At 44.4% G+C, this 14,040-nt stretch carries 16 protein-coding genes; 5 read left to right on the top strand and 11 right to left on the bottom strand.

What is annotated here, in order from left to right:
- The first annotated feature begins 356 nt into the window (after positions 1-356).
- Genes bioB through bioD form a run of 5 tightly spaced genes read left to right on the top strand, consistent with a single transcriptional unit; the run spans position 357 to position 4,784 of the window.
- Complete coding sequence (gene bioB / locus IT392_08135) at positions 357-1,340, top strand: biotin synthase BioB (GenBank protein MCC6544453.1); 984 nt, start codon at positions 357-359, stop codon at positions 1,338-1,340.
- A 34-nt stretch (positions 1,341-1,374) separates the two neighbouring features.
- Entirely contained in the window at positions 1,375-2,091 is a 717-nt protein-coding gene (gene bioW, locus IT392_08140) for a 6-carboxyhexanoate--CoA ligase (GenBank protein MCC6544454.1), read from the top strand.
- Positions 2,092-2,095: 4 nt separating this feature from the next.
- Entirely contained in the window at positions 2,096-3,286 is a 1,191-nt protein-coding gene (gene bioF / locus IT392_08145) for an 8-amino-7-oxononanoate synthase (protein MCC6544455.1), read from the top strand.
- A gap of 23 nt (positions 3,287-3,309) precedes the next feature.
- Positions 3,310-4,035, top strand: a complete 726-nt coding sequence (locus tag IT392_08150; GenBank protein MCC6544456.1) for an SDR family NAD(P)-dependent oxidoreductase — start codon at positions 3,310-3,312, stop codon at positions 4,033-4,035.
- A 20-nt stretch (positions 4,036-4,055) separates the two neighbouring features.
- A complete protein-coding gene (bioD, locus tag IT392_08155; GenBank protein ID MCC6544457.1) occupies positions 4,056-4,784 on the top strand; it encodes a dethiobiotin synthase in 729 nt (242 codons plus the stop codon).
- On the opposite strand, the gene thiE is transcribed toward bioD, so the two are convergent.
- From thiE to nifA, 11 genes are all read right to left on the bottom strand, one after another.
- Complete coding sequence (gene thiE, locus IT392_08160) at positions 4,722-5,351, bottom strand: thiamine phosphate synthase (GenBank protein ID MCC6544458.1); 630 nt, start codon at positions 5,349-5,351, stop codon at positions 4,722-4,724. The genes bioD and thiE overlap by 63 nt on opposite strands.
- An 86-nt stretch (positions 5,352-5,437) precedes the next feature.
- The gene (gene accC, locus IT392_08165) at positions 5,438-6,784 is read right to left on the bottom strand and encodes an acetyl-CoA carboxylase biotin carboxylase subunit (protein ID MCC6544459.1); all 1,347 of its coding nucleotides are present in this window, start codon (positions 6,782-6,784) and stop codon (positions 5,438-5,440) included.
- Between the two features lie 2 nt (positions 6,785-6,786).
- Complete coding sequence (accB, locus tag IT392_08170; GenBank protein ID MCC6544460.1) at positions 6,787-7,269, bottom strand: acetyl-CoA carboxylase biotin carboxyl carrier protein; 483 nt, start codon at positions 7,267-7,269, stop codon at positions 6,787-6,789.
- Entirely contained in the window at positions 7,266-7,826 is a 561-nt protein-coding gene (gene efp / locus IT392_08175) for an elongation factor P (protein ID MCC6544461.1), read from the bottom strand. The genes accB and efp overlap by 4 nt, the downstream gene beginning before the upstream one ends.
- A gap of 76 nt (positions 7,827-7,902) precedes the next feature.
- Positions 7,903-8,361 carry a type II 3-dehydroquinate dehydratase gene (aroQ, locus tag IT392_08180; protein ID MCC6544462.1) on the bottom strand — a complete coding sequence of 153 codons (459 nt, stop codon included), beginning with the start codon at positions 8,359-8,361 and terminating at the stop codon, positions 7,903-7,905.
- A complete protein-coding gene (locus IT392_08185; GenBank protein MCC6544463.1) occupies positions 8,358-9,095 on the bottom strand; it encodes a tetratricopeptide repeat protein in 738 nt (245 codons plus the stop codon). Before IT392_08185 ends, aroQ begins: the two co-directional genes overlap by 4 nt.
- Before the next feature lie 97 nt (positions 9,096-9,192).
- A complete protein-coding gene (gene coaBC / locus IT392_08190; protein MCC6544464.1) occupies positions 9,193-10,434 on the bottom strand; it encodes a bifunctional phosphopantothenoylcysteine decarboxylase/phosphopantothenate--cysteine ligase CoaBC in 1,242 nt (413 codons plus the stop codon).
- Between the two features lie 21 nt (positions 10,435-10,455).
- Positions 10,456-10,821, bottom strand: a complete 366-nt coding sequence (gene rpoZ / locus IT392_08195) for a DNA-directed RNA polymerase subunit omega (GenBank protein ID MCC6544465.1) — start codon at positions 10,819-10,821, stop codon at positions 10,456-10,458.
- Positions 10,822-10,825: 4 nt separating this feature from the next.
- Positions 10,826-11,491, bottom strand: a complete 666-nt coding sequence (gene gmk, locus IT392_08200; protein ID MCC6544466.1) for a guanylate kinase — start codon at positions 11,489-11,491, stop codon at positions 10,826-10,828.
- An 81-nt stretch (positions 11,492-11,572) separates the two neighbouring features.
- Entirely contained in the window at positions 11,573-12,463 is an 891-nt protein-coding gene (locus IT392_08205; GenBank protein MCC6544467.1) for a YicC family protein, read from the bottom strand.
- Positions 12,460-14,031 carry a nif-specific transcriptional activator NifA gene (gene nifA / locus IT392_08210; protein ID MCC6544468.1) on the bottom strand — a complete coding sequence of 524 codons (1,572 nt, stop codon included), beginning with the start codon at positions 14,029-14,031 and terminating at the stop codon, positions 12,460-12,462. The genes IT392_08205 and nifA overlap by 4 nt, the downstream gene beginning before the upstream one ends.
- Between the last annotated feature and the right edge of the window lie 9 nt (positions 14,032-14,040).

Here is a 14,040-nt window from a genome sequence, read left to right on the forward strand (position 1 = left end):
TCTCTCAGGATAGCAAGCAACAGATGCTCGGTCCCAAGGTAATCATTCTGATGCTTTTCAGCCTCTTCCCTTGCCAGGATAATGATTTTTCTTCCGCGGTCAGTAAATCTTTCGAACATTTGCACCCCCGCTAAAAAAGTTATAACCCTTGAATTTACTTTAATATTATCTTAGTATTCAAAGGGATGTCAAGTAACTTGTAACCCTTCCGATGAACGCCGTAAATTAGTTACATGCCCAACTACATGCTTGTCAACTTTATATAACCACTATCATGTTGACAATCAACAGTTCCTGTAATAATATTCGAGAATATATTTTGCAAGATTAATGCCTGTATCAATTTACGCATTTCTATGAGAGAACAAATAGACACCATATGTGAAAAAGCCTTGTCGGGCAAGGGGATAACGCATGATGAGGCTGAATTCATATTACAGATTGATAACAGCTGCCTGTCATACTTATTGGCATTGACAGAGAGGGTGCGTCAAACTTACAACGGCAGCAAAATAGAACTCTGCTCTGTGATTAATGCCCGGTCAGGAGGATGCAGTGAAGACTGTTCCTTTTGCACCCAATCTGTCTATGCTTCATCAGATGCAGCTACATACCCTCTTTTATCTTTGGATGTAATCCTGGAAGGTGCACGGTCGGCTAAGTCTAACGGGGCTGTAAAATTTTGTCTTGCCACAAGCGGCGCCGGCATTACTAACAGCAGGGAACTGGATAGGCTTTGTGATGCTGCGAAAAAGATACGAACTGAAGTTGGTATCGAAGTCTGCGCGACTCTTGGGGCCATGTCCCTGGAGCAGATGATTGCAATGAAGGATGCAGGTTTGACACGTTTCCATCACAACCTCGAAACAGCAGAATCATATTTTCCGTCAATATGCACAACCCACACATACAGGGACAGGATTGAACAGGTTGCAGTCGCAAAGGAGGCCGGTCTGTCCACATGCAGCGGAGGGATATTCGGCATGGGGGAATCAATTGAACAGAGGGTTGAGCTGGCATTTGCCCTGATGGAACTGGATGCAGATTCAGTGCCGGTAAATTTTCTTATGCCGCCCTCAGGCACTGCCCTGGGCCATATAACACCCATTGAGCCTGCTGCTGCACTTAAAACAATTGCCATGCTCAGACTCCTGATGCCTGACAAGGAAATTCGGGTGTGCGGCGGGAGGATGACTGCACTGCATGACCTTCATCCACTCATCTTTGCGAGCGGCGCCAATGGCATGATGATAGGAAATTATCTGACGAGGAGCGGCAGGGAACCTCATAAAGACCTGCAAATGTTAAAAGACCTGGGCCTGACAATTGAGTCTCTATAGCGTTCGAATGCGTGCCTCATTAAATGACGGGCATATGTCCGGAGCTGAACGTCTTGTGAATGGGGATTTTGTGCAGGTAATTCCTGAACTGTTGCATCAGTCTATATCCTCTTATAACATGCCTGACAGTATCATTTTTTCTGTAGATACAATTGACCCTTCATCTGTTGTATATACTCCACCTCTCACTATAGGAACGATTAATTCATCACGACCTGAAGAAGCAGCAGCGATATCTTCTGACATCCTCAACATGAATGGAGTATCCTCTCCCGCAATTGAGAGGGCGTTTTATCTGCTCAGCACTGGTCCTTCTCCAGACCGCAGAAATATGCGGGGAGCAATCATCATGGACGCAGCGACAGGAGAGCGGGTGGAACCAGATTCATCAAGGGGTGTCAGGGTTACACGTGCTGACTTCACCAGTGATGAAAGGCTCTCGATAATAAAAAGTCTGATGGAAGAGGGTATCTTTCACAGAAGGGTTATGGATGCACTTGCCATTGCTACTAAGGTTGCGGTTAGAAATGAATCAGTTGCTGAGCTATGCTGGTCTGATGATCCTGAATATACTACCGGATACGTTGCCTCACGAAATAGCGGATATATGCGTATGACTAACATGAAGAAGAGAGGGAACATGATAGGCGGAAGGGTATTCTTTGTAAACCTTCAGGGATTTAATTTGCAAGAATATATATATTATCTTGAAAAACAACCAGTGATAATAGGTGGAAGGGTTACTCCTTAACCTGATGAACATTGATAACGAATTACTTCATGAATTAAGAGAGCTAAAAGATTCACATCTCCTTAGAGTGCTTAAGAGGGTTGACTCAGCTCAATCATCAAGGATCATAATAGAGGGAAAAGAGTATATTAACCTCTGCTCCAACGACTACCTTGGACTTGCGGATCACCCCTCATTAAAAGAGGCAGTTATTGAATCAGTGAAGAAGTATGGAACCGGAGCAGGGGCTTCAAGGCTTGTATCGGGCAATATGGAATTACATGAGACACTCGAGGGCGCCACTGCACAATTTAAGGGGACTGAAGATGCTCTTCTGTTTAATTCAGGATACATGGCTAACACAGGCATTATCCAGGCCCTTGCCTCAGAAGGGGATGCAATTTTCAGCGATGAATTAAACCATGCAAGCATAATTGACGGATGCAGGCTGAGCAAGGCGAAGGTATTTATCTACAGACACAAGGATGCAGGGCATCTCAGGTCATTGATTATGCAAACTACTGAGAAGGGAAACAGGGCTTACAGAAGGAGAATTGCAGTTACTGAAAGCGTCTTCAGTATGGACGGTGATATAGTACCATTAAATGATATAGTAAAGGTGATTGAAGAGTTTGAAGGCATACTTATAGTTGACGATGCACATGCAACTGGTGTCCTCGGGCGTTCCGGCCGGGGTTCATTTGAACACTTCGGGGTCAACAACAGTTCTCATATACAGATGGGAACATACGGCAAGGCCCTTGGTTCGTTTGGGGCGTATGCTGCAGGAACCTCACTGTTGAAAAACTACCTTATAAATAAAGCGAGGACTTTTATTTATACTACTGCCCTGCCTCCTTCTGTCATGGCTGCGTCAATAGCAGCATTAAGAATACTCCAAAATGATGAAGAATTACTTGAAGTACTTTGGGTAACCACACGTTTATTCAGGGATGGGCTCTCGGCACTAGGTTATAATACCATGCAGAGTGAAACACCGATCATTCCTATTTACGTCGGTGATACGGAAAAGGCTCTTAGGTTTTCACAGAGATTATTTGATGAAGGTATATACGCTGCGCCGATACGTCCTCCAACAGTACCGGAAGGGGGTTGCAGGATAAGGACAACTGTAACAGCGGCACACAGCCTTGAAGATATTGAACGCAGTATTGAAGTGTTTAAAAATGTCGGAAGAGAGTTAGGATTAATCTGATATAAGACAGCAGGTATTCTCTGGTGAAAAAGGTTGCTATCATAACAGGCGCCTCAGGCGGGCTCGGACATGCACTATCATTAAGGTTTACTGAAGGCGGGTTTGCTGTTGCCGTTCATTATTATCAAAATAAAAAGGCCGCTGATGAATTGGTCAGCATGGTCAGGTCAAATGGCGGCGAGGCCGGACTTTTCTATTGTGATGTAAGATCTTCAGGTGATGTAACATCCATGATTGATATGATTGCTGAAAGATGGGGCAATATTGATGTATTGATTAATAACGCTGCTATTAGCATAGACAATCTTCTTATCAGAACAGATCAGGCAGAATGGGAAAACATTATCGCCACTAATCTCACAGGTTCATTTTATACAATAAGGGCAGTTTCAAAATATATGATGAAGAAAAAAAAGGGACATATCATTAATATTTCATCATTGGTGGGGTTAAAAGGACATGCAGGGCAATGTGCATATTCATCAGCAAAGGCCGGTCTGATCGGATTAACAAAGTCAACAGCACTGGAACTGGGAAGATTCAATATATATGTTAATGCGATCCTTCCAGGCTTCATGAAAACAGCTATGACAGAGTCAATACCTGAACAGGACCGGGATAGTATCATTAATTCCAATGCACTTATGATGTCACAGGACATCAGCGAGGTTGCTGAGTTTGTTTATCACCTGTCTAACATGACCCGGATCTCCGGGCAGGTCTTTAATACTGACAGCAGGATATTATGAGAAGCAATGAGCAATGAGTAATGAGTAAGGGGGAAAAGACTCGGGGGATCTTTATAACCGGCACCGGCACTGGCGTTGGTAAGACGGTTGTGGCCGCTGGCATAGCAGCTGCATTGAGGGTAAGGGACATCAGTGTAGGGGTCATGAAGCCTGTACACACGGGGTGCATGCTCGATAACGAGCGGCTTGTACCTGAAGACTCACTCTTCCTCGCCAGGGCCGCAGGGTCTAAAGATTCCGAAGAGCTGATCACTCCTTTCATGTTTAAAGAACCGGCGGCGCCATACGCGGCGGCAAGAGAACATAATATAGTCATAGATATCAACAAAATCGCAGACTGTTTCAACGAACTATGCAGAAGACATGATTATGTTATTGTTGAGGGGATCGGGGGCGTACTTGTTCCTGTTACAAAAGACTTCTTTGTTGCAGACCTTATCAAGCTGCTCAATATACCTGTAATATTGGTAACAAGACCCGATCTCGGTTCCATTAATCACACGATGCTGTCCATACACTGTCTGAAGACGAAAAAGATTAATTTAAGCGGCATTGTCATAAGTAATTGCAGGGCTGGGAGCGGCAATTTTGCAGAAAAAACCTTCCAGGATACAATAGAAACCCTATCTGACATTCCCGTGATTGGGACATTGCCTTACATAACAGATTTAAATATGCTGATCTGTTCAGACGCCATGAAGTCCCCTGATCTTTTCCTTAAGATTGCGGACACTCTTTTTGATATCTGACGATGAAAGGATGGCTGATATTACTGCAGCTCCATCAGCGCCGCATCTTATTACATCCTGAATATTTTCATTACTGATACCGCCAATTGCAATTAATGGAATGGAGATGGCATTCCTGACCCTGCGTATTACCCCGGGACCGAGTGGCTCTGTAACCATCTTCGTACCAGAGTTGAATATGGGACCAAGACCAATATAGTTTATACCGGAAGATCCGGCCTCCATTGCCTCATTATAGCTGTGTGTAGAGAGGCCGATGATCTTGTCCTCTCCCAGTATCCGCCTTGCTACATGAACAGGGATGTCATCCTGTCCGAGATGAACGCCATCCGCATCAACTGCAAGGGCAAGGGCAGGGTCGTCATTTATAATAAATGGGATCCCTGTACCTGATGTGAGGTTACGCAGCCTTTTTGCCGTGCATAATGCATCCTTTTTGGGCAATCCCTTCTCTCTGTATTGTAATACATCAATGCCTGCATCAATAGCATCAGCAGCTATGGATATAATGTCCCTGGCTGTATATTGCTGATCAAGGATAAGGTATATGCCTTTAATCCGGTTCACTCGAAATGGCCTTTCAAATCCCCCCTGACCCCCCTTTTCTAAAGTGGGGTAACTAATTTCTCCCTTTGAAAATTGGGGATTACGGTTCAACGCTTAGAGGTAAAAAGATGTTCAACCAAATTGGTAGAGTATTTACCTGCCCTGAACTCCCGGCTTTTCAGGACCATTTTGTGGAATGGAATCGTAGTCTTGATACCTTCAATCACGTACTCATCAAGAGCGCGGCACATTTTGTCAATGGCCTCTTCCCTGTCTTCACCGTAGGCTATAAGCTTTGCTATGACAGAGTCGTAGTACTGAGGTACAGTATAGCCGGCATACGCCGCAGAATCTACCCTTATACCAGGGCCTCCAGGTACACAGTACGCTGTTATAAGACCGGGAGACGGTGTGAATTTCTCTGAATCCTCCGCGTTAATCCTGCACTCAATGCTGTGTCCCTTGATCCGTATGTCCTTTTGTGAATATCGTATTTTCTCACCTGCAGCTATCCTTATCTGCTCTTTAATGAGGTCTACACCCGTCACCATCTCGGTTATTGGATGCTCCACCTGTATTCTGGTATTCATTTCCATGAAATAATAATTATTCTGATCATCTACAAGAAACTCTATCGTACCAGCGCTTACGTAATTTACAAACTTTACGGCCTTTAAAGCCACTTCTCCCATCTTCTTCCTCATCTTCTCATCAACCACAGGTGAGGGAGCTTCTTCGATCAGCTTCTGGTGTCTTCGCTGGACCGAGCAGTCTCTCTCTCCAAGATGAATGGCATTGCCTGAACTGTCCCCAAGCACCTGAACCTCTATATGTTTGGGGTTATTAAAGAACTTTTCAATATACACATCGTCGCTGCCGAATGACGCCTTTGCCTCTGCCCGGGCCATCAGAAATGTATTCACCAGTTCCTGTTCCTTGTGAACGACACGCATCCCCCTGCCGCCGCCGCCTGCTACCGCCTTTATTATTACAGGGAATCCAATCTCTTTAACAACATCCAGAGCATCTTTCTCTGTAGCGACAACGCCGCGGCTGCCAGGCATAATAGGAACACCGCATTTCGTCATCGTCTCCTTGGCCTTTGCCTTATCTCCCATAAGGGCAATATTGTCAGGAGTCGGGCCTATAAATACAATACCGGCTGCTTCACATGCCTCAGCAAAATGGGCATTCTCAGCAAGAAAACCATAACCGGGGTGTATGGCCTCTGCATCAGTTATTTCTGCCGCACTCAGGATGTTAGGGATATTCCTGTAACTCTGCGCACTATCTGCCGGGCCGACACATACCCTCTCATCGGCAAATCTTGCATGGAGGGCGGTCTCATCAGCAGTGGAATAGATCGCCACGGTCTTTATCCCGAGCTCTTTACATGCGCGAATTATACGGAGGGCAATCTCCCCGCGGTTTGCTATAAGAATTTTGTGGAACATAATTATAAAGGCTCTATCTTAAAAAGTGCCTTTCCATACTCAACAGGCTGGGAATCTTCCACCAATGCCTCCACGATCTTTCCATCTATCTCTGCCTCAATCTCATTCATTAACTTCATGGCCTCAACTATGCAGAGTATCTGACCCTTCTTGACCACATCACCTACGTTAACATATGATTCTCCACCAGGAGTAGGTGACCTGAAAAATGTCCCTACAATGGGGGACCGTACCGTAAAATATTTATCATCAACCACTTCTGTAGTAATGGTCTGAGCGCCCTTATTTACGGGTAAGGCCGGAATAGATGCAGTTAATGTTTCGTGAATTCTTCTCGGGCTGTATATACTCTGTGGTGATAATTTCTTTATCCTGACCCTGGTCCCCTCTTTTTCAATCTCCAGTTCCGAGATGTCTGAATCTTTAAGAAACTCAGAAAGATCCCTGAGATAATCAAGATCAACCAACGACTTTTTCTTTTTCATTTCACCCTTTCAAGAAATGTCCCTGTTCTGGTATCTACCTTAATCATATCTCCTTCATTCAGGTATAAAGGAACCTTGACTACTGCCCCGGTTTCAAGGTAAGCAGGCTTTGTCCCCCCCGTGGCAGTATCTCCCCTTATGCCCGGGTCTGTCCTGACAATAGTAAGTTCAACTGATATAGGCAGATCAATACCAATAGGGTCACCATTAAAATATAAAATGTTCAGCATCATATTCTCTTTGAGATAATTTTTACTGTCACCGAGCTGATCTTCCCGAACAAACAACTGTTCGTATGAATTTACATCCATAAACCAGTACTGACCCTCAGTGCAATAGAGGTATTGCACCTCCTTTTCCTCCAGGTTAGGTTCATCAAGTTTTTCATTAATTCTATATGTCCTCTCGATAACACTCCCGCTTTTAAGGCTTTTTAATTTGGTCCGGCAAAATGCCCCGCCTTTTGCCGGTTTAACATGCTGGGCCTCTATGACTTTGTATGGCTCTCGATCTATCTCCACCTTGTGTCCATTTCTCAAATCACCAACAACTATCACATTTACCTCCTTATTGTATCGCTCTACAGCAGGGAAACCCCATTACTGTATACTCCTGCTGTTATCTGCTGCATTCTCACTTTTTAGCAGGCCTTACTGCATCTACCGCTGCCCTTAATCCCAGAAGATAGCTGTTAACACCAAATCCGGATATCTGCCCGACAGCCACCGGTGATATGTAAGAGTGATGACGAAACTCTTCCCTGCCGTAAATGTTTGACATGTGGACTTCTACAGTCGGTATGCTTACAGCAGCAACCGCATCACGCAGTGCAATGCTTGAATGGGTATACCCTCCGGGATTTATTATAATAGCATCATATGCGCCGTCGGCCTCATGTATTATATCAATGAGTTTACCCTCTGAGTTAGACTGGAAGAAGGAAACTTCTGCATCCAGCTCCTTTGCATAAAGTCTCAAGGTATTGTTTATTTCATCGAGTGATGCGCTGCCGTAAACACCAGTCTCTCTCCTGCCCAGCATATTAAGATTCGGTCCATGGATAATCAGTACTTTTGGCATTCTGCCGCTCATCCCCTGTTTTTCCTTACTTTGTTAAGAAGGTCATTGAGTCTTGCAGTCTTCTGTTCAGTAGTTTCTGTATCAGAATCAACTTTAGAATTCGAAGCCGTATTATTACCTGATGATTGACCCATCCCCACTCCTTCGATTCCTCCCAGGTGTGTCATCAGTTTTCCCCTTACAGATTCGTTAGCAGGGTCTTTCTGTAAAATCTTCCTGAATATCTCTATGCCTTTCGACTTCTCTCCCTGTGCAATGCAGATATCTCCCATGCTTTCTGTCAGGAATTCATCGGAAATTCCATCAGACGGTGTTTCTTCTGATGCAACCGCCCAGCCGGAGGTGAAATCAATTACAGGGGCCGCAGGGTCATCTGATGAGGAGGTCTGTTTAAGATTATTTAATAAACCTGAAATCTCCATGTCTCTGGGACTAAAGATTAAGACTGCCTCACATGATTTTATGGCAGAATCAACCATGCCGGCATCCTTATAGAGAAAGGCGAGCTTTCTGTTGGCTAACAGGTTATCAGGACTTACCCTGACTACGTGCTCAAACTCCTGAATAGCCTCCTCAATCATTCCCTTTGCAATGTATGCCTTACCAAGAGAAACTCTCGCACTTAGATAATCCGGGTATGTCGTAATACCTTCTTTAAGTAAATCAATCGCCTCGTCGAGGCGTCCTGTTCTTATGTACTCTTCAGCTATTGGAATGAAATTTCTGTCACGTTTATCGGTATTCATAATGTCCGCGATTCGTTCCTTACAAGGCATCGTTTGAATCCCTGAAACAATATTGAAACTAATTCAGCACAAGTTCCAGGTGACACGATTGGCACTATCATGCCCCAAAGTTATTTATCAGCCTGTAAATTACATGATCCAGGATTTTATCAGCAACCGTCTTCTTTGTCATCATTGGAAATTCAATCACATCTCCCCACCGGTCAAGCAACGTGACAATATTGGTATCAACCTCAAACCCGGCTCCTGCCTTTGTGATATCGTTTGCGACTATCATATCCAGATTCTTCGAGATGAGCTTCTCCTTTGCGTTGCCGACAACGTTCTCTGACTCTGCAGCAAAACCTGTAATGAACTGTTTACCCTTCTTTCCTGATATCTCATTTAGAATATCCTGTGTCTTAACGAGATGGAGCGTAATGCCTTCTGCATCTGTATTTAAAGAAGGCAGTTTGTCTTTTTTTATCTTTGAATCTGAAACCTCTGCAGGTTTAAAGTCAGAGACAGCAGCGGACATTACGACAACATCTGACTCAGGCAGCCTGTTTATTACAGCGTTGAACATATCCTCAGATGACGTAACATTTACAATCTCTACACCAGGAGGCTGATCAATGGCTACAGGACCGCTGATGAGAATAACCCTGGCCCCGCGCCTTTTTGCGGCCGCTGCAACTGCATAGCCCATCTTACCTGATGAATGATTGCTCAAAAAACGAACGGGATCAACAGCCTCCCTTGTAGGTCCTGCTGTTACCAGTACTGTTCGACCCTCAAAATCCCTAACAGAGGGTTCTGCAATAGTCTCTTCTACCATTGCCAGTATATCTTCAGGCTCTGACATTCTGCCGCTTCCTTCAGCGCCTGAGGCAAGGTGACCGCTTACAGGGCCTATAAAGGATACGCCCAGTTGTCTGAGGTATGAGATATTCTTCTGAACGATCCTGTTCTCATACATCTCGTAGTCCATGGCTGGAGCTATTAATACAGGACAGGTACATGCAATCAGGATGGTGCTTAACAGGTCATCTGCTATTCCGGCGGCCATCTTGCCTATGATGTTTGACGTAGCCGGCGCTATGATAGCCATATCAGCCTTTCTTCCGATGTACAGATGAGATATCTCCCCACCCTGACTCAGGTCAAACATATCTGTATAAACCCGATTACCTGACAACACCTGAAAGGTCAGTGGAGCCACAAACTTTTCAGCCTCAGGCGTCATTACTACTGTAACGTCTGCGCCATGTTCAACAAGTCTTCTCAGGAGATAGACAGATTTATATGCTGCAATACTACCTGTCACACCAAGGATTATCTTTCTACCTGAAAGCCCCATCTTAATGCCTCTTATCTGATATCAATCCTCCGCCCCTGAATTGCCGGCGCTGCCTTCTGTATCATCCACATAATTCCCCAGCTCTTTTTCAATCTCTTTCTTTACCTGATCCTCTTCAGCTGCCGATTGAGACCCGGCCGCAAGTTTCTCCTTCTGATCTATTGACTCACGGAGGGCCTTACGTGCGTCTTTACCTTTAACTATTACAACGTCGCAGGAGACTATCTCTTCCAGTGCCACTGTAGACTCCTTAAGATATCTGAGTGGCACACATGGTTTCGCCCCGTTGATAAGCTTCCTGGCCCGTTCAGTGGCAACGACAACCAACCTGAACCTGCTGTCGAGCCTGTCTTTATCAAAAACTATTGGTAATGATACAATCTCCAAAATTTTATCCTCCTATCTTTTCAAAGAAATTATTCTCAACCCATCTGTTGTTTATCCGTTCAACCCTTATTCGTGCGCTCACAATAATGGACTTGAGCTCAGTAAGTGCCCTGTCAAAATCATCATTTATGATGAGATAATCATACATCCTGTAATCCTTTATCTCTTCCCTTGCAACATTCATTCTTCTGTCGATCTCATCAATCGAATCACCCTTCCGCACCATAAGCCTTTCCCTCAGCTTTGCAAACGACGGGGGTAATATATAGCAAAACAACCCATTTCTGAAAGTCTTTCTTATCTGCTTTGCTCCATTCGAATCAATATCCAGGATCAAATCTATACCACTGTTTAATAATGCCGTTAACTCCTTCCTGGAAGTTCCATAATAATTACCATGAACTATGGCCCATTCGATGAAGGCATCTTCATCTATCATATTCTTAAATGTTTCTACAGAGACAAAGTGATAATCTCTGCCGTCAACTTCTGACGCACGGGCAGACCTGGTCGTATAAGACACCGAGTGCTGTATGTCGGGGATGTATTTAACAACCTCGTCGCAAAGTGTAGTCTTGCCGGCGCCTGACGGAGCAGATACTACTACCAGGAGTCCATCTCTTATCCACGGGCCTGTTTCACCCCCAACATGGTCTCTATGAATCTCCATCCGGCATAGTATACATTTTCAGACAAAAAATCTCAACAAATCTTAAAATATGTTCTTTCAGCATTTTATTCGCGGCACTGCCTATTCAATATTCTGAACCTGTTCCCTTACCCTCTCAATCTCAGTCTTCATGTCAACTACAATCTGAGCGATCTTAACATCCGATGCCTTTGATGCTATCGTATTTACTTCACGGTTGACCTCCTGCAGAAGGAAGTCTATACTGCGGCCTACAACCGACCCCTTTTCGAGCCTGTTCGTCAACTGGGAAATATGACTTCCGACCCTTACAATCTCCTCAGTTATATCCATACGTTCAATCATTATTGCAATTTCCTGGGCGAGCCTGTTCATATCCACCTGCAGACTACCTGAGATTTCCTTCACCCTTTCAGTATAACGTACCTTCATATCACGAATGACAGCCGGCACCCGTTTCTCAATGCGGTTAATCAGAGTATTCAGCAGGTTAATCCGCTTAATGAGATCCTTGTAAATTAGTTCACCCTCTCTTAATCTCATCTCCATTAGATTGTCTACAGACCTGGCTACAATTTTCATTATGGTTGTGTCAACATCAGCTTTATCAGTTTCACTGACGCGGGATAAAGTTAAGTCTCCAAGCGCCGCAAGGTCAGATATGCCTATTTCTTTTCTCAAGCTGAAATTGACCTTAAAATGCCTTGATAACTCCTTTAACAGGGCCTGGCAGCGGTTTATTGCCTCTGTGTCAACAACCGGAATTGCATTATTGACGGTGTTGTCCATCCTGGTCAGAAACAGATCAAACTTCCCTCTGGAAAATTTCCTGGCTATTTGACTTCGTATCCCCTGTTCAATCCGTGTAAGTGATTCAGGCAACCGCACAGTAATATCACAGTATTTATGATTTATGGAACGGACCTCTGCCTTGTATACGGTGTTCCCGTATAAACCTTCACTGCATCCATATCCTGTCATACTCTGAATCATGGGGCCGCAATACCGTATTTTTTTATCTTATATCCTATCTGCCTTGACGTTATTCCAAGTTGCCTTGCTGCCCTTGCCTGCACGTAACCGGCACGCTTTAACGCTTCTATGATCCTGTCTCTTTCCAGGTCTTCAATAGTGTGATCAAGAGTTTTTGCCTGACCATAAAGATCGCTGGCATCTGAACTATTACCTGTCAAACTGGCATCTATGGTGAGCGGGACATCTTCTGTCATTATAAGATCATTTTTTGCCATCACGATCATTCTTTCAATACAGTTCTCAAGTTCTCTGACATTGCCGGGCCAATCATGCATGAGAAGGGTATCAAGCGCCTCATTTGAGATCTTGACATCCCTTCCATTCTCTTCGTTATAGAGCTGCAGGAAATGACCAACCAGCGGCGGGATGTCTTCTTTTCGTTCCCTCAGAGAAGGTATCCTGACAGGAACCACGTTTAATCTGTAATAAAGGTCTTCACGGAATTTCCCTTCCCTTACTGCCTCTTCAAGGTTCCGGTTCGTTGCCGCAATTATACGCACATCAACGTTAATGCTCTTTGAACTTCCGACCCGCTCAAACCTTCTCTCCTGGAGTACCCTGAGCAGTTTTACCTGCATCGGCGATGGGATGTCTCCTATCTCATCCAGAAATAGTGTACCTCCATCAGCCATCTCAAACCTTCCTTTTTTATCCGTTACAGCGCCCGTGAATGCCCCTTTTACATGCCCGAACAGGTCACTTTCAATAAGTGTATCCGGAATAGCTGCACAATTAACACTAATAAAGGATTTATCACAACGCTTGCTGTGGTAGTGGATTGTTCTGGCTATTAATTCTTTTCCTGTCCCGCTCTCCCCCCTTAATAATACGTTAGCCTTACTCTGGCTAACCCTCCATGCAGAATCGAGAACATCCCGCATCTTATCACTTACAAAGACTATATTTGCAAAACGGTATGGAGATTTTAACTCCTTCTGCAGGGTTAATTTCTCTTTAAGCAGGTTCTTTTTCTCAAGTTCTACCATCTTTGCCGTTGTAATCGCCTGACCTATTAAAGAGGCAATGACGGTAAGAATCCTGACATCCTCGTCAAGTGTTATGGTATCGTCAGTGAAAAGCCTGTCAACACTGAGTACACCAATGGTATCTCCCTTCACTTTAACCGGAACACAGATAAATGATATGTTATCCCTCTTTATATCTCCCCGTGATCTTGTCCTGTTAAGAAACATAGGCTCTTTACCAATATCAGGCACTATAATAGGTTCTCCTGTCTCAACAACCTTACCGGTAATACCCTCCCCGATCCGGTAAATACCGCGGCTCTTTTCTTCAGGAGTCAGCCCATGGGCGAACTCTATATAGAGTTGTTTTGTCTCAGGGTCAAGGAGTGTCAGTGTACCCCGGCTCATCCCCATACTTTCAGAAAGTATCTCGAGGATCGAACTAAGGGTAACCTTAGGGTCTACAGAAGACCCTAACCTTTTGGCAATCTCGTAAAGGGTGGAAAGCTCTACTATCTTATAGTTAAGTTTATTTATGGCATCCTGCTGATCAATTTCCATTTTTCAAAA

This window comes from Nitrospirota bacterium (assembly GCA_020846775.1).
Classification (GTDB): domain Bacteria; phylum Nitrospirota; class 9FT-COMBO-42-15; order HDB-SIOI813; family HDB-SIOI813; genus RBG-16-43-11.

Bases quoted from the DNA above. Each gene is read 5' to 3' on its own strand.
- bioB (MCC6544453.1), top strand. From the start codon at position 357: ATGAGAGAACAAATAGACACCATATGTGAAAAAGCCTTGTCGGGCAAG.
- bioW (MCC6544454.1), top strand. From the start codon at position 1,375: ATGTCCGGAGCTGAACGTCTTGTGAATGGGGATTTTGTGCAGGTAATT.
- bioF (MCC6544455.1), top strand. From the start codon at position 2,096: ATGAACATTGATAACGAATTACTTCATGAATTAAGAGAGCTAAAAGAT.
- bioD (MCC6544457.1), top strand. From the start codon at position 4,056: ATGAGTAAGGGGGAAAAGACTCGGGGGATCTTTATAACCGGCACCGGC.
- accC (MCC6544459.1), bottom strand. From the start codon at position 6,784: ATGTTCCACAAAATTCTTATAGCAAACCGCGGGGAGATTGCCCTCCGT.
- accB (MCC6544460.1), bottom strand. From the start codon at position 7,269: ATGAAAAAGAAAAAGTCGTTGGTTGATCTTGATTATCTCAGGGATCTT.
- aroQ (MCC6544462.1), bottom strand. From the start codon at position 8,361: ATGAGCGGCAGAATGCCAAAAGTACTGATTATCCATGGACCGAATCTT.
- IT392_08185 (MCC6544463.1), bottom strand. From the start codon at position 9,095: ATGAATACCGATAAACGTGACAGAAATTTCATTCCAATAGCTGAAGAG.
- coaBC (MCC6544464.1), bottom strand. From the start codon at position 10,434: ATGGGGCTTTCAGGTAGAAAGATAATCCTTGGTGTGACAGGTAGTATT.
- gmk (MCC6544466.1), bottom strand. From the start codon at position 11,491: ATGGAGATTCATAGAGACCATGTTGGGGGTGAAACAGGCCCGTGGATA.
- IT392_08205 (MCC6544467.1), bottom strand. From the start codon at position 12,463: ATGATTCAGAGTATGACAGGATATGGATGCAGTGAAGGTTTATACGGG.
- nifA (MCC6544468.1), bottom strand. From the start codon at position 14,031: ATGGAAATTGATCAGCAGGATGCCATAAATAAACTTAACTATAAGATA.